Source organism: Azospirillum sp. RU38E, assembly GCF_900188385.1.
In the GTDB taxonomy this organism is placed as follows: Bacteria; Pseudomonadota; Alphaproteobacteria; order Azospirillales; family Azospirillaceae; genus Niveispirillum.
In genome coordinates this window covers 20,941-40,635 of sequence record NZ_FZOI01000020.1, presented here as the reverse complement: position 1 = coordinate 40,635, position 19,695 = coordinate 20,941, and the positions used below count along the sequence as shown (strand labels likewise).

Below are 19,695 nucleotides of genomic sequence, written 5' to 3'. Positions count from 1 at the left end.
ATTGGTTGCGGGATAGTCTGGATGCGGTAGAAACGGGGGCTGATCAAGCCCCCGCATCGCTGCTGAAACGATAAAGAATCCGGTGGCGGTAAATCTGGCCGGGGGCCAGCCGGCAGGGGGGAAATTCCGGGCGGTTGGGCGTATCCGGATGGGTCTGCGGCTCCAGGCACAGGCCGCCGCGCCGGCCATAGGTGGCGCCCCCCTTGCCGGGCAAGCCATCGGGTAGGAAATTGCCGGTATAGAATTGCAAGCCGGGTTCGGTTGTCCAGACCTCCACCACCCGGCCGCTTTCCGGCTCCGACAGGCGGGCCGCGAAGGTTGGTTCCGGCTGACGGCCGGCGCGCAGCACAAAATCATGGTCATAGCCATGACCCAGCGCCAGTTGCGGATCGCCGCCGCCTTCCAGCCCCGCGCCCACCCGCCGGGGCCGGGTGAAATCAAACCAGCCGCCGGCCACCGGCTGAGGCGGACCGCTGGGGATGGCGGTGGCATCCACCGGCAGAAAGCTGTCAGCGGCGATTTCCAGATGATGGCCGCTGATGTCCCGCCCCGCCGCCTGACCGGCTAGGTTGAAATAGGCATGGCCGGTCAGGTTGACGATGGTGGGGGCGTTGCTGACCGCCTCCAGCAGCAGTTCCAGCCGGTCTTCATGCAGGCGATAGGTGGCGCTGGCGCGCAACTGACCGGGGAAACCCTGGTCGCCATCCGGGCTGTCCAGGCAAAGGGTTACCTGCGGTACCGGATCGGCCGTCAGCCCCGCCACCTGCCAGATTCGTTGATGGAAGCCGCCGGTCCCGCCATGCAGGCTGTTGGGACCGTTATTCACATCCACTTGGCATGGTTGCCCATCCAGGCTGAAACGGCCGCCGGCAATGCGGTTGGCATAGCGGCCGACGACGCTGCCCAGATAGCAGGCATGATCCAGATAGACCTGCGGATCGTCATGCCCCAGAACAATATCGGCCGGCTCTCCCGCCCGGTCCGGCACCACCAGCCCCTGCAACGTGGCGCCCATGGTCAGGATGCTGGCCGACAGCGCCCCATTACGCAGGGTAATGCAATCAACGCTGTCCCCCCGTTTCAATTGGCCGAAGGGCCTGCATTCCGCCGTTCTTGTTTCCATCCCGATCATTCCCGTCTGCTGGGGGGCCATTGTTTATGGTTGGTGTTGCCGAACTAATCATATAAATGATGCCAATGAAACGGTCGCCTTGCCCCGGCCGCACCGCCGGGGCAGTGACAGGCCGAACAGGAAGGATTGGAAACCGCCCATGGCTGCTATCAAGCTCGGGCTGGTCGGTGTTGGCAAGATCGCCCGCGACCAGCATTTCCCCGCCATTCATGCCAACCCGGATTTCGATCTGGTAGCCGTGGCCAGCCGCCACGCCACGGTCGATGGGCTGCCCAGCTATCATGATGTGGCGGAAATGCTGGCCGCCCATCCGGAGATTGAGGCCGTCTCCATCTGCACCCCCCCGCAGAGCCGGCATGAGATTGCCCGTTTCGTGCTGGAAAGCGGGCGCCATGTGATGATGGAAAAGCCGCCCGGCGCCACGGTGACGGAGGTGCATGATCTGATCGATCTGGCCCGTCAGCGCAAACTGGCGCTGATGGCCACCTGGCATTCCCGTTACGCCCCGGCGGTCATTCCGGCCAAGGAATGGATTGCCCAGCGCCGGTTGCGCCGCGTGCATATCACCTGGCGGGAAGATGTGCGCCATTGGCACCCCGGCCAGGATTGGGTGTGGGAACCGGGTGGGCTGGGCGTGTTCGACCCCGGCATCAATGCCCTGTCGATCATCACCGCCATCCTGCCCAACCCGCTGATCCTGCAACAGGCGACGCTGGATTTCCCAGCCAACCGGCAATCCCCGGTGACGGCCGCCCTGTCCTTCAAGGATGTGGCGGGCCTGCCGGTGACTGCCGATTTCCACTGGCTGCAGACCGGCCCGCAAAGCTGGGATATCACGGTGGAGGCCGAAGACGGCGTGCTGGCCCTGTCGCGCGGCGGGGCGGCCATGTCCATTGATGGCGTGGCGCAGGTGGAACAGAAGGAACAGGAATATCCCGGCCTGTACCGTCGCTTTGCCGAGCTGGTGCCCAATGCTGGCATCGATGCCGATATAGCGCCGCTGCATCTGGTGGCTGACGCTTTCCTGCGCGGCGATCGCCGCACGGTTGACGCCTTCCACTGGTAAACGGAACGGGGCGGCGGGTTACGCCCCGCCGCCCCGTTGGGTTATTTTGCGTAACGCGCCGCCACCGGCGCGTACCAGTCCCAGACCCGGCGGTCATGCAGCGACCGCAGCAGTTTCACATATTCCGCATGGCTCCAGGCCAAGGGCGTGGCGGAATTGGTGCCCTGGCCCAGGCTATAGCCGGGCGGGGCAACGCCCACCCCATCCCAGACCTGTTCCGGGATCATCAGCCCTTCATTGGCGAATTTCTCCATGCCGCGCGCATAGGTGCGGCGGATGGCGTCGATATCGGCCGGCGTCGCCCCACCGGGCTTCAGGCTGGCCGCTGCCAGTTCATAATGCCCGCGTTCGCCGGTGAAAATGGGCCAGACGCGGCCGCGCTGGCCGGCCCCCATGCCGCCTTCCAGTTCCCCGGTGCCGTAATTGGCGCCGTTGCGCACATCTTCCCCATAACCGTCATTGCCATAGCGGCGCCAGCCGGGATAGATGCCGTCATCGCCGGGGAATTTGAACAGGTACTTCACCCGCACCTCATCGGGCAGGCCCGTATCATCCAGTTCCGGCAGACTGTCCAGGATGGAAGGCGCGTCGGCCCGGCGCACGCCATAACGCACCAGTTCCAGGAAACCGGCATCCAGATAGATATCCTCTGTCAGCGCCTGTTTGCCGTTGCGGGCAGTCAGCGGCCCCTTGTCATTGGGATTGTCATTCTGGGTGATGCGCAGGAAATAGCGGCCATTGCCGCCGCGCTCTTTATAGGGGCCGCTGGTGGTGAACATCGTCGCCTCGATCCGGGCATTGATGGCATCGGCCTTTTCGCGGTAGCGGGCGGCGGATTGCGGATCGCCGGCCCCCTCGGCAATCTCCGCCGCCGCCACCAGACCGGCCACCACGGCCGCCGTGGTGGAGGGGGAATAGCCGCCCTGTTCCTCCCACCGTTCTTGCTGGGTGGCGGGCGGGGTGACGGTGTCCTTATTGTTCCAGTCGATGCCGGGCTTACCGCCCGTGACCAGGAAATCGGCGGCCGGCTTCAGCATATCCGCCCACATCGCGTTCAGCGTGGCCTTGTCCAGCACGCCGGCCTGCGCCAGTTTCCAGCCCAGCATGATGGGCATGGCCGTCTGGTCCAACTGCACCGCCACCCATTCGCGCGTGCCATCCACATGGGTCTTTTGCAGGAACCAGCCGGTCGCGCCCTTGTTGCCCTTGGTATCCGGGCGGACCTGGATGGTTTTCAGATAATTGAAGGCGGCCAGCGGGGTCTGCTTGTCGCCCAACGCCAGCAACGCCATGGCGCATTGATAGAAATCGCGCGGCCACACCGCCTTGTAACCGGTGGCGAATGTCTCCGCCGACACCGTGTCGCCCCAGGGCGCGGAGAGCGAGGCGATCAGCGCCCCGGCATGGGTCTTATCCTCCTGCGCCTTCAACACCATGGCGCTGACATAGGCAAGCTTGCCGCCATCGGTGGCCGTGGCGGCCAGATCGGGCAGCGGGGCGAGGCTGGCCAGATAATCCTCCCAGCCCACCGCATCGCCTTCGCCATTATAGGCGGCCAGCACGGCGCTATAGCCACGGCGCAGGCTGGCATCTGCCGCCGCCGCTGCGGCCGCCTTGTCAGCCCCGAAACCGATGACGATATCCTGCACCCGCTCCGTCCCCTTGGCCACCTTGGGCAGTTCGCCTGCCAGGGCGACATTGCCGGTGCGGGTGCCACTGGTCTGATAGGCGGGCAGCACGCCATCGCGACGCAGGCCCGTCAGCCCATCCGATGCCCCGACAAAGCCAACAGATGTGCGGGTAAAACCGGTAGCGGAACGAATGGACAGGGCATTGGCCCCTTCCCACGCATCCAGGGTGCCGCCGCTGCTGTCCGCCCGGTCACCGCCGCCGGTGCCCGCCATCTGCGGATCGGCCAGCAGCACCGGGGTGATATCGGCCGTCAGCGCCCGGAAAATGGTGCGGATGAACAGCACATCACGGTCGGGGTCGGTGAAGACATGTTTCTCCACCTCATACCGGCCCTGGCGGTCGCGGTTGATGATGCGATAGGCCAGCGACAGCGGGCGGCCCTGCGCATCCTGGTGCAGATAGTCGATATGGCTGTCCATATCGCCCGCTTCCAGATGCAGGAAACCGTCGCCCTTGATGGCAAATTGCAGCTCGCGCAACTGCGCCTCATGGATCTGGCCGCGCATCGTCTCCGTAACGATGCCATGGGCCAGGGAGAACCAGACGCGGGAGACCGGGCCGGTGGCCCCGCCATCCTGATAGCGCCCATTCTGATAGGATTCGTAGGATGTGCCGATGCCGGTCTTGCCGGAATAGGCCCAGGTGGCGGCGGCACCGGGGGCGCCGGGCGCCACCTGTTCCACCGGGGCCGCCAGACCGGTGCCCGCCAGCAGCAGGGCGGCAAAGGGGCCAAGTACCTGGCGCGCCATCATCTTCCTGTTCATCTCACTCCCCATTTCAACGCTTGTTGCCGGCCCCGGCACCCTGCGCCGCCGCCTTGGCTATCCCATTGATGACCCAAGCCGGCCGGCTGGCGCGGCCTGAATACGTATGTGCTGCGGCGCACCCTTTCGGCGAATACGTATGCGCCTGCTGGAGGTGCCGGAAGCCGCCCCCTATGATCGGATCGGATAAATTGGGGGGAACCGTCGGTGGTGGGTAACAGCACCAACGACAGCAGGAACAAACCCCGAGTGCAACCCGACTTGGAAGCGGAACTCGGACATCCATCATGGTTGATCAGCAACAGCAGGCCAGCCCGGCAGGGCCCGGCCATCCCTGGTGGCAGGGCGGCGTCATCTATCACGTCTATCTGCGCAGCTTCGCCGACAGCAATGGCGATGGCATCGGCGATCTGCCGGGCCTGCTGGGCCGGCTGGATTATATTGCCGCCCTGGGCGTGGACAGTGTCTGGATCTCGCCTTTCTTCAAGTCACCCATGGATGATTTCGGTTACGATATATCCGATCATTGCGATATCGATCCGATTTTCGGGACCATGGCGGATTGGGATGCCCTGGTGGAACGCGCCCATGCGCTGGGCCTGCGGCTGGTGATCGATCAGGTCTATTCCCACACGGCGGCAGACCATCCCTGGTTCCAGGCCAGCCGGCAGGATCGGCGCAATGACCATGCCGACTGGTATGTCTGGCAGGATGCCAAGCCCGATGGCAGCCCGCCCAACAATTGGCAATCCATCTTCGGCGGACCGGCCTGGACCTGGGATGCCCGCCGTCGGCAATATTACATGCATAATTTCCTGTCCTCTCAGCCGGACCTGAATGTGCATCACCCGGCCGTGCAGGAAGCCATCAAGAATATCGCTCGTTTCTGGCTGGACCGGGGGGCGGACGGGTTGCGGCTGGACGCCGCCAATTTCTTCACCCATGACCGGTTGCTGCGCGACAACCCGCCCAACAAGGCGGCCACAGCACCGAAACGGCCGGTGGAGTTCCAGCAGGCACTGCACAATATCTCCCAGCCCGAAACGCTGGATTTCATTGAGGAATTGCGCCGGCTGGTGGATGGCTATGGCGACCGCTTCATGGTGGCGGAACTGGGGGAAGCCCCCTTCTCCCTGGTGGCGGATTACACACAGCCCGGCAAGTGCTGCCACACGGCCTATAATTTCGCCTTCCTCTATCGCTGGGCGCTGGATGCCGCCCTGCCCCGGCAGGTGATTGAGGGCTGGCAACAGGCATCGGGCGGGGCCTGGCCGTCCTGGACCTTCTCCAACCATGATGCACCGCGCGCGCTCAGCCGCTGGGCCATGGGGGCAGCCACCCCCGCACAGGCCAAGTTGTTGAATGCCCTGCTGCTCTGCCTGCCCGGCACCCTGTTCCTTTATTACGGGGAGGAGTTGGGGCTGCCGCAGGCGGAGGTGGCGTTTGACGATCTGGTGGACCCGGAAGCCATCGCCAACTGGCCCCATACGCTGGGCCGCGATGGTGCGCGCACGCCGATGCCGTGGCTGGCCGAGGCGCCACAGGGCGGGTTCAGCCGGGCCAAACCCTGGTTGCCGCTTGACCCGCGCCACCGCCCCCTGGCGGTGGATCGGCAGGAGGCCGACCCCGACAGCACCTTGCATGTCACCCGCCGGCTGCTGGCCCTGCGGCGGGAAGACCCGGCGCTGCGCTGGGGGGAAACCAGCTTCCGCGATTTGCCCCCGCCCCTGCTGGGCATGGAACGGACCTATGGCAATCGCCGGCTGCTCTGCCTGTTCAACCTGTCGGCGGAATCAGTCCCCTTGCAGCTGCCCGATATGTCCGCGTGGCAGACGCTGCAGGCGATCAATGGTGCGCGATTGACCGAAACGGAATTACCTGCCTTTGCTGCCCTTATTGTCGAGGCCATTTAGCAGTTGCAGCATGTTGTCCACCGGTTACCACAAAGAAACCAAGGCGAACGCTGGACGCACTCGCAAGAGAACCATGCTGCAACGCAGCAAAATAACCAAACCCTATGCAATTTTTGTTGCTTAATTACAAAAAGCGAGAAAAATGCTGACCGTTCGGCGGAATTCTGTCGACAGCGTTGTCATGCTTTGCCACATGGTACGGTCAATCAAACCGGCAATAATCCGTTAGGGAGGTCGCCTTGGCGCAGTCCGTTTCCTCAGCCGCCACGGGGGGTTCGTCCACCTTCCCGGTGGCGACCAAAATGTTGCCCTTCACCTTCATGCTGTTCTTCATTGTCGGCTTTGTCACCGTGCTGGTCGATCCGCTGGTGGCAAAGTTCAAAGGCGCGTTCGAGCTTAGCTATACCGAGGCGATGCTCACCCAGTTCTGCTATTTCATGGCCTATTTCCTGATCTCCCTGCCAGCCAGCCGCGTGCTGGACCGTCTGGGCTATCTGCGCGGGGCCATTGTCGGTTTCAGCACGGTGGGTATCGGCATCCTGCTGTTCATTCCCGCCATTGAAATCGCCAAGTTCTGGGTCTTCCTGGCAGCCCTGTTCGTCATCGCCACCGGCGTGACGATGATCCAGGTGGTGATGAACCCGCTGGCCTCCGGCCTGGGGCCGGCCGCCACGGCACCGCAGCGCCTGACCCTGGCCCAGGCCTTCAATTCGGTGGCGACCATGATCGCCCCGCTGGTCGCCGGCTATATCATTTTCGACGCGGTGACCGACGGTGCGGCCCCGGCGACGGGTGTTGATGCCGCCACCGCCCTGCGCGTGCTGGAAACACCCTGTCTGATACTGGCCGGCGTGATGTTCGCCATCGCCATCGCCTTCTGGACCCTGCGCGGCAATGAGAAGGTGGAACGCCGGGAGACCAGCCACTGGCACATGCCGTCCTTGTCGGAAAATCCGCGTCTGGCCTTTGGCGCGCTCTGCATCTTCACCTATGTCGGTGCGGAAGTGGCCATCGGCAGCCTGATGATCAATTATCTGGGCCTGGAAAGCACGCTGGCCCTGCCGGAACATAGCGCCACCCATTATCTGGCCTATTATTGGGGCGGGGCCATGGTTGGCCGCTTCATCGGTTCCGTGGTGATGTCCAAGGTGTCGCCGGCCCGCGTGCTGGCCGTCTGCGCCCTGATCGCGGCAGCCCTTGCCACCGTCTCGGCCCTGACCACGGGTGTTGTCTCCGCCTATGCCGTGCTGGGGATCGGCCTGTTCAACTCCATCATGTTCCCCACCATCTTCTCGCTCTCGGTGAAGGACATGGATGACCAGACGCCGGCCGCCTCGGGCCTGCTGTGTCTGGCCATTGTCGGCGGGGCGCTGGTGCCGGTGCTCACCGGCAAGATCGCCGACATGACCAACCTGCACGCCGCCCTGTTCGTGCCGGTGCTGTGCTATCTCTCCATCATCGTCTTCGCCATGCTCTGCGCCCGGTCGGTGCTGGAAAACCGCGTCGGCCGGCAGGCCAAGGCGGGCGTGGCGCTGGCCAAGTAAACGTACCAGGGCGGGATGTCGGCGGCCCTTCCTGGCCGGCAGCATCCCGCCCCACTTGGAAGCGCCCCTGTCGGAGAGACGCATGGCCCCGCCCCGCACCCGCAAGCCCACCATCAATGATGTGGCCGATCTGGCCGGCGTGTCGATCAAGACCGTATCGCGGGTGATGAACAAGGAGCCGAACGTCCGCGACGCGGTGCGGGAAAAGGTGATGGCGGCCGTCACCCAGCTGGGCTATCAGCCCAGCATGTCGGCCCGCTCCCTGGCTGGTGAACGGTCCTTCCTGATCGGCCTGTTCTATGGCGATACCGGCGGCCAATATACCCACGATATCCAGTTGGGTATGTTGAACCGCTGCCGGCTGGCCGGATACCATCTGCTGGTCGAGGAAATCGACTATAAGGCGGCTGACGTGGCCGACCGGGCGGGGATGCTGGTCAATCAGGTCCGCATGGCCGGCGTGGTGCTGCTGCCGCCGGTGACGGACAATCCGATCATCCTGAATGTGCTTCAGCGCGCCGCCGTACCCTATGTGCGCATCGCGCCCGACCGGGATATCGACACCTCCCCCATCGTGCGCATTGATGAATGGCAGGCGACGCGCGATCTGGCCGATCATCTGCTGGCCCTGGGCCATCGCCGCATCGGCTTCATCAAGGGTAAGCAGGCCCACGCCGCCACCCGCCTGCGCTATGCCGGTTTCTGCGAGGCGCTGGCCGACCGGGGGCTGGCCCCGGTGCCCGATCTGGTGGAACAGGGCGAATTCTCCTTTGAAACCGGTATGGAATGCGCCATGCGCATGTTGAACCGGCCTGACCGCCCCACCGCCATTCTGGCCAGCAATGATGAAATGGCGGCCGGTGCCATTGCCGCCGCCCGCCAGCTTTCCATTGCCGTGCCGGAACAGCTTTCCATCGTCGGTTTCGACGATATGCCCATCGCCGCGCAGGTCTGGCCGCAACTGACCACCATCCATCAGCCGGTCACGGCCATGGCGGAAGCGGCGGCCGACATGCTGGTGGAACTGATCCGCCGCAAGGATGCCGGCGTGTGGGACAATCCCCTGCCCCACCGTCACCTTGACCATAAGCTGATCATCCGGGCATCCACCGCCCGCGCGCCCAGTTGAGTTTGTTCCCTCTCATAAACATTTTTCCCATCCAGCCCCAGCCCTGCCAGGAAGCCAGATATGACCGACGGCACCGCGACCAACCAGGCCCCCTTCCTGATCGCCGATATCGGCGGCACCAATGCCCGTTTCGCCCTGGTGGGTGAAAATGGCGCGCCCTATGCCGAACAGGTGCTGCGCTGCGCCGATTACCCGACGCTGACCGATGCGGCCCGTTTCTATCTGCTGGAACAGAAACTGCCGGTGGCGCCCAAGGTGGCCGCCTTCGCCGTCGCCTCCCCCATCCTGGGCGACCTGATCCGCATGACCAATCTGGCCTGGGAATTCTCCATCAAGGGCGTGCAGCACGATCTGGGGCTGACGCATCTGGATGTGATCAATGATTTCACCGCCGTGGCCCTGGCCATCCCCGAACTGGGGGAAGAGGACAAGGTGCAGGTGGGCGACGGCGCGCCCGTGGCCGGCCACCCCATCGCCGTGCTGGGGCCCGGCAGCGGGTTGGGCGTCTCCGCCCTTGTACCGGGCGACAATGGCCATTGGACGGCCCTGGCGACCGAGGGCGGCCATGTCACCATGCCCCCCATCACCGACCGCGAAAGTGCGGTGCTGGCGCAGTTGCGCAAACAATATGAGCATGTCTCGGCTGAACGCGTCGTCTGCGGTCCCGGTCTGGTGAACCTGTACGAAACACTGGCATTCCTGGAAGGGGTGGAGCCGAAGAAGCTGACGGCGGCGGAGATTTCCGACCGCGCAGTGGCCGGCCGCGATCAGGTTTGTGTGGAGGCGCTGGACATGTTCTGCGCCATGCTGGGCTCCATCGCCGGCAATCTCACCCTGTCGGTGGGGGCGCGCGGCGGGGTCTATATTGCCGGCGGCATCATCCCCCGTTTCCTGGGCTGGTTCAGCCACAGCCGCTTCCGCAAGCGCTTTGTGGAAAAGGGCCGGATGCGCGCCTTCCTGGGGCCGGTGCCCACCTATGTCGTCACCCACCCCTACCCGGCCTTCCTGGGCCTTGCCGCCAAGGTCCGCCGCGCGGCGCATGGGGGGTGATCTAACGCTGACCGTTGCCGATGGCCTTTTCCTGGAAAGCCATCGGCAACAGGGAAGCAATCACCCCAACACCCCCATCGACAGGATGAACAGCAGGAACAGGCTGCTGGTGATGGCGGTGATGAGCAACAGGGCAACGGTGCGCCACAGGGCGCCGCCAACCCCCAGGGCATAGGTGCCCTTCAGGTGGAAGAACATGTGCACCGGTGGGGCCAGCAGCAGAATATCCGTCAGGCTGGACGCCCAACCACTGCTGCTTTTCAGCAGGAGCGACAAAGCGATAAACAGCAGTGACATGAAAGACAGGGAATAAAGCGCGAAGATGGCGTGGTCATACATGACCACATCACGACGCCAAAAGAACAGCAGCCAAAGGAAAGGCAGCGAGATCGGGATCAGCATCCAGGAAAATTTATAGGCCGTATTCTGCAGCTTGTAGAGCAGCAGGTCCGGGTTCTCCAGCTTGTGCTTGATCTTGGCTTCAAACGCCGGATTGCCGATATTCAGATTGGTATTCTTGCTCAAGACTTGGCCCAGCTGCGTGTTGCGGTCCAGTTCCTTGCCGTCCGGCGCGGCGGGGCCAGCCGTCGCAGATACCGTCTGTTTTACCGCTTCCAGGGCCGTCTGCGCGTCGGCCACATCCGCTTGCGCCTTGGCCTGGGCTTGTTTTGCCGATGCCACATCGCCACCAGCCCCTTCCACCTCTGCCAGTTTCACGGTGGCAGCGTCCAGCTTGGCCCTAGCATCGGCCAAGTCCTCTTCCAGGCTGGCCAGGGCGGTGGCGACACCCCTGTTATCCGCCGCCACCCCGCCTTCCGGCAGCTTGGCGACGCCGGCCAGGGAAAATACCATGAACATCATGAAGACGGTGAACAGGAACAGGGCCAGCGGGGAGACATAGCGGACCCGGTGGCCCTGGATGTAATCACGCGTCAGCCGGCCCGGCCACAGGATCAGGGCGGGCAGCGTGTGCCAGACCTTGCCGTCGAAATGCAGGATGCCGTGGAAGAATTCCTCCACAATATGCAGCATGGAACGGTGGACATGCCCCACCTGCCCGCAAGCATGGCAGAAGCTGCCCACCAGGGCGGTGCCGCAATTAGCACAATTGCCATGGCCATGCCCCTTGCCATGGGCCTGATCAGGCTCCAGCACCGATGCCGCCAGCCCGGCGGTGGCCATGGCCCCCACCGATTCGAAATCCCCACTCATGTTACCCCCCGATACCCCCAACAAGGGAAGGTGCCAGTGCGGCCGCCCGGCTTTCAAGCGCTTACTTGGGAGAAGCGCGGCGCTTGCGCAATTTTCCCCAGGAAGGGCGATGGTTTGCGATGGGGACAGGGCTGTTTCCCGGCGATATCGCAGGGAAATTGCCGCCCGATGGGGCTATGATTCCGCTCCCTGCTCCCCAAACGGATGGCTTTGCGAACCATGTCCTTCTTCGCCCCGCTGCGCCCGCAGCCCGCTGACGCGCTTCTGGCCCTGATCGGGCTTTACCGCGACGATCCGCGCCCGCAGAAGCTGGATCTGGGGGTCGGCGTCTATCGTGATGATGATGGCCACACCCCCGTGATGCGCTCGGTCAAGGCGGCGGAACGCCGCCTGCTGGAAAGCCAGGACAGCAAGTCCTATCTGGGACCAGAGGGCAATGTCGCCTTCACCCGCCACATGGCCAAGCTTGCCTTTGGCAATACGGTGGATGCCGCCCGGCTGACCGGCGTGCAAACGCCGGGCGGCACCGGCGCGTTGCGGCTGGCGGCGGAACTGATCGCCGCCTCGCGTCCCGGTGCCCGCGTCTTTGTCGGCACGCCGACCTGGCCCAACCATCCGCCGGTCATGGGGGCCGCCGGGTTGAAGGTGGAGACGTTCCGCCATTTCGATGTGGCCAGCCAGCGCCTGTGCTTTGATGAGATGATGGCGGCCCTGGACAAGGCGGTAACCGGGGATGTGGTGCTGCTGCATGGTTGCTGCCACAACCCCACCGGCGCCGACCTGAACCTGGAGCAATGGGCGGCGGTGGCCGAGCTGATGCAGGCGCGCGGCCTGTTCCCCCTGCTGGATCTGGCCTATCAGGGGCTGGGCCAGGGGATGGAAGAGGATGCGGCCGGCGTGCGGCTGGTGCTGCAGCGCTGCCCGGAGGCGCTGGTCGCCTATTCCTGCGACAAGAATTTCGGCGTCTACCGGGAACGGGTCGGCGCCCTGTTCGCCCAGGTGGCCGATGCCGCCGATGCGGAGCGGGTGAATTCCAACATGCTGCTGCTGGCCCGCGCCAATTGGTCCATGCCGCCCGACCATGGCGCCGCCGCCATCGCCCTGCTGCTGGACGATCCGGCCCTGACCGCCGACTGGAAGGTGGAGCTGGACCAGATGCGCGACCGGCTGCGCGCCGTGCGCCGTGCGCTGGCCAGCCATGGCGGGGCGCTGGCCCATGTCAATGAACAGCATGGCATGTTCAGCCTGCTGCCCTTGTCGCCGCCGGTGGTGGCCCGGCTGCGCACCGAACATGCCGTCTATATGGCCGGTTCGGGCCGCATCAACATTGCCGGGCTGACGGTGGAAACCGCCAGCCGCTTTGCCCAGGCGGTGGCCGCCTGCGTGTGAGCGTTAATAGGGAGCCGCCGAATCGCGGCCCCCTTTTTTCTGATCGTTACGGCACAAAACCGGCCCGCGGGTCATGCCCGCCCGGCTGCACCGGCAGCGGTACGGGGAAAGCGCTGACAACATCCGCCCAGGAGACGAACTTGAAATTGGTGGAGGCGGGTTTGCCGCTCATCCCGTTCAGATCGTCATTATAGCCATCCTGCACCATTAGCAGGCCCTGCGGATATCCGGGCAGCACGAAGGAGACGATCTCCGCCCCGTCGCATTCCTGTACCCCATCCACGCCATTGGCGGCCATGATGCGGAAGGAACCGAGATAGCGGTTATCGCCGCCACGTTCGAACACGGCGAATGTATCATCCAGCCCGGCCCCATCCGACTTGGGATCATCGCCATGGGCGCTGCCCTGGCTGGAGACCACCAGATAGCCCTGACCATTGGCCCCGCGATACAGCGCCAGCCCTTCCACATCCCGCACGACCCGGCTGTCGGGATTATTGAACGGGCTGTCGGTCGCCCCCCGGGTTTCATAGAAGGGCTTGTCGTCTGCCACGCCGGTGGCAAGGTTCACCCGCCACAGGCCCACATCCTCCTGCCCAGCGAACAGGATCGACCGTTCCTCATCCACCACCATGCCTTCAAATTGCGGCGACCATTCCTTGGTCGTCAGATCCTGGCCCTTGTGGCTATAGGGGAAATCCCAGGCCCGCACCCATTCATGGCCAACCGTGCCGTCCTGTTTCACCACCAGCCGCTGCTGCACCAGCCGGCCTTCCTTGCGCTGGGCAATGATGGCGCTGACCGTATCGGTGGCCTTGTCATGCCAGAGCGTCAGGCCATAGGCGCTGTGCTGGTCGGTAACGGGATTTTCCACCTCCCCCGAACCGTCCGGCGCACGGCGGGTGGGGAAGACCTGGCCCTGGGACAGGTCGGTGATATCGACCAACGGGCCGCCCGGGGCCGTAGGGTCAATGCGCCAGACGATCAACCGGTCGCCGCCCCGGTCGCTGGCCACAGCGATATCGATACGGCTGCCGTCCGGACGCTTCAGCCCATAGGCGACATCCACATTATTGTAACGGCCATCGGCGATAGGATCGAGACGCTGCACCAGCTTGCCCGACAGGTCATAGACGCGCAGGCCGGCATTCTTCACCGCGCCGATCACCAGGCTTTTGGCCGGATCGGCCGGGTTCAGCCAGAAGGCCGGATCGTCGGCATCGCCCTTCCGCTCATCATCGGGCTGGCCAGGGGCCACCTCCAGCACCGGCGCGGCCTCTGCCACCGCCACCGGTCCGGCCTGCGACGCGCTGGCGGGCGGTGCCGGGGGCACTTCCGCTTTCTTTTCCGGTGAACAGGCGGACAGCAGCAGCAGCGCCGTCAACAGGGCGGCGGAGGGGGCCTTCATCGTCAACTCCTTGGTCTCATGCGATCAACCGGGGCCGGGACCGGCCCTGTCTGGATGGCGGCATCCTGGCGGGGCCGACCTGAACGCTGCCTGAACGGCAAAGCCCAGAGCTATCACAGGGACCAAGACAGTTTCGTGAAAACAAAAACCCCCGTGGCGGGCGCCACGGGGGTTTTGGGGTGCCTCAAGGCCGGATCAAACCAGCTTGGTGGCCACATTGATATTGCCACGGGTGGCATGGCTGTAGGGGCAGACCTTGTGCGCACGGGCCACCAGATCTTCCGCCGCAGCGGCATCCAGGCCCGGCAGGCTGACATTCAGCGTCACATCCAGGCCGAACCCTTCGCCATCATCACGCGGGCCGATGCCGACATTGGCGGTGACCGAGACATCGGCCGGCACGGCGATCTTGTCACGCCCGCCGACAAATTTCAGCGCGCCGATGAAACAGGCCGAATAGCCGGCGGCGAACAGCTGTTCCGGGTTGGTGGCGCCACCGGCCCCGCCGAGCGCCTTGGGCGCGGCCAGCGCCACATCCAGCAGGCCGTCGTCAGAGGTGGCGCGACCATCACGGCCACCGGTTGCCTTGGCCGTCGCGGTATAAAGGATCTTCATGATGATATCTCCTGGTCGGTCTTGTTTCGGTTGGCAGGCGGGCCGCCGCAGCGCGCCCCGTTTGATGGGATATAGATCGCACGATAATTGATCGCTCGCAAGCATTTTGATCGGGCGCGAATAGATCGCTTGCTATGCGTTTTTGATGCTGGTGCCGCTTTGGCAGCAGTCGTGTTATGGTCGGCTTGACCAGACGAGCCTTGAAACGACCCATCCCATGGAAAACGACGCCCGCGACCCTTTGTTGCTGTCGGAGCAGCTTTGCTTCTCGCTCTATTCGGCGTCCCACGCCATGACGCGGGCCTATCGCCCCCGGCTTGATGCGCTGGGCCTGACCTATCCGCAATATCTGGTGATGCTGGTACTGTGGGAGGGGGACGGGCTGCCCGTGCGGGTATTGGGGGAGCGGCTGGGGCTGGACAGCGCCACCCTGACCCCGTTGCTGAAGCGGCTGGAGGCTCAGGGCATCGTCACCCGCCGGCGGGATACGGCCGATGAACGGGTGGTGCGCATCGACCTGACGGAAGAGGGCCGCGCCATGCGGGAAAAGGCCCGCCGCATCCCGCTGGAAATTGGCCATGCCACCGGCATGGACCTGCCCGATATTGTGGAACTGCGCAGCACGCTGAAGCGGTTGGCGGCGGCGCTGGAGCAATCCACCACGGGCAAGGGTTAACACCTACCGCCGTTCCACACATGCCAGCGGGCCGGAAAGCCCGCTTGTGTTGGGGGCGCCATGGCCTGCATACAGCGAGGATGGGCACCGGCGGCCCCAAAGAAGCCGGGCGGCCGCGACATGCGCGGCCGGCAGAGCTTACAAGGATTTTCAGTTCTCCATGGATGATTTCTCGACGCTGGGCCTGACGGCTCCCCTGAATGCTGGTCTGATTGCCGCCGGTTATTCCAAGCCTACCCCCATCCAGGCCGCCGCCCTGCCGGCAGCCCTGGCCGGGCGCGATGTTCTGGGTCTGGCCCAGACGGGCACCGGCAAGACCGCCGCCTTCGCCCTGCCCGTGCTGCAAGCGCTGGCCAACAGTGGCGGCCGGGCGCGCCCCGGCGCGCCGCGCGCCCTGGTGGTGGTGCCCACCCGCGAACTGGGCATTCAGGTCAGCGCTGTATTCGACCTGCTGGGCATCCAGCTGGACAAGAATATCGCCGTCGTGCATGGCGGCGTTTCCATCAATCCGCAAATCCGCCAGCTTTCGGCCGGGATCGATATCCTGGTGGCCACGCCCGGCCGCCTGATCGACCTGATGGCACAGGGCAAGTGCCGGCTGGATGCGGTGGAATATTTCGTGCTGGATGAAGCCGACCGGATGCTGGACATGGGCTTCCTGCCGGCGGTGAAGAAGATCGTCGCCGCCCTGCCGAAGAAGCGGCAGACCATGTTCTTCTCCGCCACCATGCCCGATCAGGTTTCCACCCTGGCCGCCGGCCTGCTGCGCGAACATGTTCGGGTGGAGGTGACACCGCCTTCCACCACGGTGGAGCGTATCGCCCAGTCCGTCATCATGCTGGAACCGGCACAGAAGGCCCCCACCCTGGTGGCGCTGCTGCGCGACCCGGCGGTGAAGGGGGCGATCATCTTCACCCGCACCAAGCATGGCGCCAACCGGCTGGCCGCCCAGCTGGCCGGTGCGGGGATCGAGGCCGCCGCCTATCACGCCAACAAGTCGCAAAATGCCCGCGAACGGGCGCTGAACGCCTTCCGCGATGGCGAAACCCGCGCGCTGGTCGCCACCGACATTGCTGCACGCGGCATTGATGTGGATGGTGTGACCCATGTGTTCAATTTCGACCTGCCGGAAGTGGCCGAAGCCTATGTGCACCGCATCGGCCGCACCGGCCGGGCGGGTCGGGAAGGCCGCGCCGTCTCCCTGGTCACCCCCGGTGAGCGGCCGCTGCTGCGGGCGATTGAGAAGCTGACACGCCAGACCATCGCCCCCGATACGATGCTGCCGGCCGCCGCTGCCGCCCTGCCGACACCCAAGCCCGATCGGCCGGCCCAGCCGCAACGCCCGCGCCGTCCCCGGCCGGAAGGCGCCCGCCCGACCCAGGCCAAGCCAGCCGGCAACCGGGGTGATGCGCCCCGCGCCGCCCGGCCAGCCCCGCGCGCCACAGAAGAGGCCGGTGGAGAGAAGCAGGGCGATCCCGCCCGCCGCCGTCGCCGGCACCGTGGTAACGGTGGCGGCGGTGGTGCCGGTGCCAAGCCGGCCGCCGCCAGCGGCGCAGGCAATGGCAATGCCCAGCGGGGTCCGCGCGGCCCGCGCCCCTCAGCGGGGTAAGACCCCGCTGGCTTGCTTCCTGAAACGCCACATCCCTTTCAAGCGCCGATTCTTGTAATGGGGTTACATTTTTTGCCCCATCCCGCATGTTGGGGGATCAAATCCGCCCGGATCGGTGGTAGAAAGGGATAACGAGTGGCCGCACCCGTCGGCCGCCAATCCGTTTCAGGAAGGAAGCACCGTCCCCATGCGTCGCCATCGTCACGCCAAGATCGTCGCCACCGTCGGCCCGGCCAGCAATACGCCGGAAAAGCTGCGCGAACTGTTCCTGGCCGGGGCCGATGTGTTCCGGCTGAATTTCAGCCATGGCACGCATGAGGACCATGCCAAGGTCCATGCCGCCATCCGCGCCCTGGAAAAGGAAGTCGGCCGCCCCATCGGCATCCTGCAGGATCTGCAGGGCCCGAAGATCCGCATCGGCACTCTTGTTAATGGCAAGGAAGAGCTGGTGAAGGGCGAGCGGGTGCGCTTCGTTCTGGGCAAGGAGCCGGGGACCAAGCAGAATATCCCCCTGCCCCACCCGGAAATCTTCGCCGCCATCATGCCGGGCCAGGATCTGCTGATCGATGACGGGCGGGTGCGCGTCACCGTGCGCGGCGTCACCGACAATGCCATTGACGCCGAAGTGATGGTGGATGGCGTCATTTCCAACCGCAAGGGCGTCAACCTGCCGGGCACGGCGCTGGACCTATCGCCGCTGACGGAAAAGGACCGCGCCGATCTGGCCTTCGGCCTGTCGCTCGGCGTGGATTGGGTGGCCCTGTCCTTCGTGCAGCGCCCGTCCGACGTGATGGAGGCCAAGGGCTTGATCGGTGACCGCGCCGGGCTGGTGGCCAAGATCGAAAAGCCGCAGGCGCTGGAAAAGATCGACGATATCATCCGCCTGTCGGATGCCATCATGGTGGCGCGCGGCGATCTGGGCGTGGAAATCCCGCCCGAGCAGGTGCCCGGCCGCCAGAAGGAACTGGTGCGCGCCGCGCGTCTGGCCGCCAAGCCGGTGATCGTCGCCACCCAGATGCTGGACAGCATGGTGGCCGCCCCCACCCCCACCCGCGCCGAAGCCTCCGACGTCGCCACCGCCGTCTATGATGGCGCCGATGCGGTGATGCTGTCGGCGGAAAGCGCATCGGGCCAATATCCGGTGGAATCGGTGGAGATGATGAGCCGAATCATCGCTTCCACCGAACGGCACAGCGCCTATCGCCCCATCGTCACAGCACTGGAGCCGGCGCTGGACAGCACCCCGTCCCATGCTGTGGCCGGGGCGGCTGCCGATCTGGCCGACACCATCAAGGCCGCCGCCATTTTCGCCTTCACCGCCAGCGGCAATACGGTGGCCCGTATCGCCCGCAACCGGCCGGATGTGGCCGTGCTGGCCGCCACCCCCAATGCCGATGTCGCCCGCCGTCTGGCCCTGGTCTGGGGCGCGCACGCCATCCAGACCGGCGATGTCGGCAATTACGAGGAAATGGTGACCCGCGCCAAGGAACTGGCCGTGACATCCGATTTCGCGCAGAGCGGTCAGCGTATCGTCATCGTGGCCGGCATTCCCTTTGGCCAGTCCGGCAGCACCAACAATCTGCGCATCGCCAAGATTTGATGCGTGCGAAGGCCGGGGCGGGCGTGCAGCCGCCCCGGCAAGATTATGGGGCACCCTGCCGATCAAGGGCTGACTTTCCTATCCTTTCGAGGTAGGCATAACAGCAGGTCCGACATTTGTATGATTGGGCCATTGTCTGTGCGCAGGAGCCTTGATTGCCAGCCAGCCTGAATCTGGCACCGCTGTTCCTGAACATGACGGCCGTGGCCCTGGCCACCGCCGCGCTGCTGGCCTTTTTTCGCCTGGGTAATCCATATTTGCGCGGCGTTGGCACCTGGGCCATTGCCCGCCTGACGCTGGCACTGGGTGCAGCCGTACATGTGGTCGCCACCCAGCCGGAACTGCGCCTGCTGTTCCTGCCGGGCTTTCTGCTGATATATCTGGCAATATTGCTGGATTATATCGGCCATTGCCGGTTTCTGGGCCAGTCGCCGGCAATCTGGCCCGGCCTGCTGGTGGGGGCGGTCACCATCATCATGCTGATGGTCATTGCCACCGCCTATGGCCCGCTGATCGGGGTCATCATGGGGCTGTCCATGCTGGCGCAGATTCTGCTGGTCGCGCCGATCCTGATCTTGCTGCTGCGCCATCATGACCCGGCCCTGCGGGGGCCGACCCTGGCCATCGCCCTGCCCTATCTCGCCTGGATCATCATGCCGACCGTGCGGCTGATCCTGTTCACCATCAACGGGTTCCGGCTGGGGATCGATAATGGTGTCGTCGGCCCGGCCATGTTCGTGGTGATCACCGGACTGGTCCTGCAGGCCATCGGCATGGGCTGGATGATGTGGACCCGCACCCGCCAGAAGCGGCGGGCGGAGACGCCGCCGGCATAACCGCCCTCCCGCTTCCCCCACACCTGCCTTGTGAAACAACCACCCTTCAACGGGGTTATA

At 64.9% G+C, this 19,695-nt stretch carries 15 protein-coding genes; 10 read left to right on the top strand and 5 right to left on the bottom strand.

Annotated features, from left to right (window positions below; translation table 11 throughout):
- Positions 1 to 43: 43 nt before the first annotated feature.
- Complete coding sequence (locus CHB97_RS22080) at positions 44 to 1,123, bottom strand: aldose epimerase family protein (RefSeq protein WP_089290185.1); 1,080 nt, start codon at positions 1,121 to 1,123, stop codon at positions 44 to 46.
- Positions 1,124 to 1,271: 148 nt separating this feature from the next.
- Between CHB97_RS22080 and CHB97_RS22075 the strand changes: the two genes are divergently transcribed.
- Complete coding sequence (locus tag CHB97_RS22075; protein ID WP_089290184.1) at positions 1,272 to 2,198, top strand: Gfo/Idh/MocA family protein; 927 nt, start codon at positions 1,272 to 1,274, stop codon at positions 2,196 to 2,198.
- A 41-nt stretch (positions 2,199 to 2,239) separates the two neighbouring features.
- Here CHB97_RS22075 and CHB97_RS22070 read toward each other — a convergent pair whose 3' ends face one another.
- Positions 2,240 to 4,654, bottom strand: a complete 2,415-nt coding sequence (locus CHB97_RS22070; RefSeq protein WP_200820074.1) for a glucan 1,4-alpha-glucosidase — start codon at positions 4,652 to 4,654, stop codon at positions 2,240 to 2,242.
- A 287-nt stretch (positions 4,655 to 4,941) separates the two neighbouring features.
- Here CHB97_RS22070 and CHB97_RS22065 point away from each other — a divergent pair, with 287 nt between their 5' ends.
- The 4 genes from CHB97_RS22065 to CHB97_RS22050 all read left to right on the top strand — a co-directional run bounded on the left by CHB97_RS22065 (position 4,942) and on the right by CHB97_RS22050 (position 10,290).
- A complete protein-coding gene (locus CHB97_RS22065) occupies positions 4,942 to 6,567 on the top strand; it encodes an alpha-glucosidase (protein WP_089290183.1) in 1,626 nt (541 codons plus the stop codon).
- 239 nt (positions 6,568 to 6,806) lie between these two features.
- Entirely contained in the window at positions 6,807 to 8,111 is a 1,305-nt protein-coding gene (locus CHB97_RS22060) for a sugar MFS transporter (protein WP_089290182.1), read from the top strand.
- Between the two features lie 82 nt (positions 8,112 to 8,193).
- Complete coding sequence (locus CHB97_RS22055) at positions 8,194 to 9,240, top strand: LacI family DNA-binding transcriptional regulator (protein WP_089290181.1); 1,047 nt, start codon at positions 8,194 to 8,196, stop codon at positions 9,238 to 9,240.
- 60 nt (positions 9,241 to 9,300) lie between these two features.
- The gene (locus CHB97_RS22050; RefSeq protein WP_089290180.1) at positions 9,301 to 10,290 is read left to right on the top strand and encodes a glucokinase; all 990 of its coding nucleotides are present in this window, start codon (positions 9,301 to 9,303) and stop codon (positions 10,288 to 10,290) included.
- A gap of 60 nt (positions 10,291 to 10,350) precedes the next feature.
- On the opposite strand, the gene CHB97_RS22045 is transcribed toward CHB97_RS22050, so the two are convergent.
- Positions 10,351 to 11,502, bottom strand: a complete 1,152-nt coding sequence (locus CHB97_RS22045) for a DUF3667 domain-containing protein (protein WP_089290179.1) — start codon at positions 11,500 to 11,502, stop codon at positions 10,351 to 10,353.
- A 219-nt stretch (positions 11,503 to 11,721) separates the two neighbouring features.
- Here CHB97_RS22045 and CHB97_RS22040 point away from each other — a divergent pair, with 219 nt between their 5' ends.
- Positions 11,722 to 12,891, top strand: a complete 1,170-nt coding sequence (locus tag CHB97_RS22040; protein ID WP_200820073.1) for an amino acid aminotransferase — start codon at positions 11,722 to 11,724, stop codon at positions 12,889 to 12,891.
- Between the two features lie 46 nt (positions 12,892 to 12,937).
- Here the strand turns inward: CHB97_RS22040 and CHB97_RS22035 are convergent, their stop codons facing one another.
- Positions 12,938 to 14,299 (bottom strand): phytase, encoded by a 1,362-nt coding sequence (locus tag CHB97_RS22035; RefSeq protein ID WP_089290177.1) that lies wholly within the window; start codon positions 14,297 to 14,299, stop codon positions 12,938 to 12,940.
- A 195-nt stretch (positions 14,300 to 14,494) separates the two neighbouring features.
- Positions 14,495 to 14,914 carry an organic hydroperoxide resistance protein gene (locus tag CHB97_RS22030; protein ID WP_089290176.1) on the bottom strand — a complete coding sequence of 140 codons (420 nt, stop codon included), beginning with the start codon at positions 14,912 to 14,914 and terminating at the stop codon, positions 14,495 to 14,497.
- Between the two features lie 217 nt (positions 14,915 to 15,131).
- Here CHB97_RS22030 and CHB97_RS22025 point away from each other — a divergent pair, with 217 nt between their 5' ends.
- The 4 genes from CHB97_RS22025 to CHB97_RS22010 all read left to right on the top strand — a co-directional run bounded on the left by CHB97_RS22025 (position 15,132) and on the right by CHB97_RS22010 (position 19,635).
- Positions 15,132 to 15,590 carry a MarR family winged helix-turn-helix transcriptional regulator gene (locus CHB97_RS22025; RefSeq protein WP_089290175.1) on the top strand — a complete coding sequence of 153 codons (459 nt, stop codon included), beginning with the start codon at positions 15,132 to 15,134 and terminating at the stop codon, positions 15,588 to 15,590.
- Positions 15,591 to 15,750: 160 nt separating this feature from the next.
- Positions 15,751 to 17,199, top strand: coding sequence for a DEAD/DEAH box helicase (locus CHB97_RS22020; RefSeq protein WP_089290174.1), 1,449 nt, complete (start codon positions 15,751 to 15,753; stop codon positions 17,197 to 17,199).
- Between the two features lie 187 nt (positions 17,200 to 17,386).
- Positions 17,387 to 18,799 (top strand): pyruvate kinase, encoded by a 1,413-nt coding sequence (pyk, locus tag CHB97_RS22015; protein ID WP_089290173.1) that lies wholly within the window; start codon positions 17,387 to 17,389, stop codon positions 18,797 to 18,799.
- Between the two features lie 155 nt (positions 18,800 to 18,954).
- The gene (locus tag CHB97_RS22010; protein WP_089290172.1) at positions 18,955 to 19,635 is read left to right on the top strand and encodes a hypothetical protein; all 681 of its coding nucleotides are present in this window, start codon (positions 18,955 to 18,957) and stop codon (positions 19,633 to 19,635) included.
- Positions 19,636 to 19,695 lie beyond the last annotated feature (60 nt).

Excerpts from the sequence above, each read along its gene's own strand:
- CHB97_RS22080 (WP_089290185.1), bottom strand. The coding sequence starts at position 1,123 with ATGGAAACAAGAACGGCGGAATGCAGGCCCTTCGGCCAATTGAAACGG.
- CHB97_RS22075 (WP_089290184.1), top strand. The coding sequence starts at position 1,272 with ATGGCTGCTATCAAGCTCGGGCTGGTCGGTGTTGGCAAGATCGCCCGC.
- CHB97_RS22070 (WP_200820074.1), bottom strand. The coding sequence starts at position 4,654 with ATGAACAGGAAGATGATGGCGCGCCAGGTACTTGGCCCCTTTGCCGCC.
- CHB97_RS22065 (WP_089290183.1), top strand. The coding sequence starts at position 4,942 with ATGGTTGATCAGCAACAGCAGGCCAGCCCGGCAGGGCCCGGCCATCCC.
- CHB97_RS22055 (WP_089290181.1), top strand. The coding sequence starts at position 8,194 with ATGGCCCCGCCCCGCACCCGCAAGCCCACCATCAATGATGTGGCCGAT.
- CHB97_RS22050 (WP_089290180.1), top strand. The coding sequence starts at position 9,301 with ATGACCGACGGCACCGCGACCAACCAGGCCCCCTTCCTGATCGCCGAT.
- CHB97_RS22045 (WP_089290179.1), bottom strand. The coding sequence starts at position 11,502 with ATGAGTGGGGATTTCGAATCGGTGGGGGCCATGGCCACCGCCGGGCTG.
- CHB97_RS22040 (WP_200820073.1), top strand. The coding sequence starts at position 11,722 with ATGTCCTTCTTCGCCCCGCTGCGCCCGCAGCCCGCTGACGCGCTTCTG.
- CHB97_RS22035 (WP_089290177.1), bottom strand. The coding sequence starts at position 14,299 with ATGAAGGCCCCCTCCGCCGCCCTGTTGACGGCGCTGCTGCTGCTGTCC.
- CHB97_RS22030 (WP_089290176.1), bottom strand. The coding sequence starts at position 14,914 with ATGAAGATCCTTTATACCGCGACGGCCAAGGCAACCGGTGGCCGTGAT.
- CHB97_RS22025 (WP_089290175.1), top strand. The coding sequence starts at position 15,132 with ATGGAAAACGACGCCCGCGACCCTTTGTTGCTGTCGGAGCAGCTTTGC.
- CHB97_RS22020 (WP_089290174.1), top strand. The coding sequence starts at position 15,751 with ATGGATGATTTCTCGACGCTGGGCCTGACGGCTCCCCTGAATGCTGGT.
- pyk (WP_089290173.1), top strand. The coding sequence starts at position 17,387 with ATGCGTCGCCATCGTCACGCCAAGATCGTCGCCACCGTCGGCCCGGCC.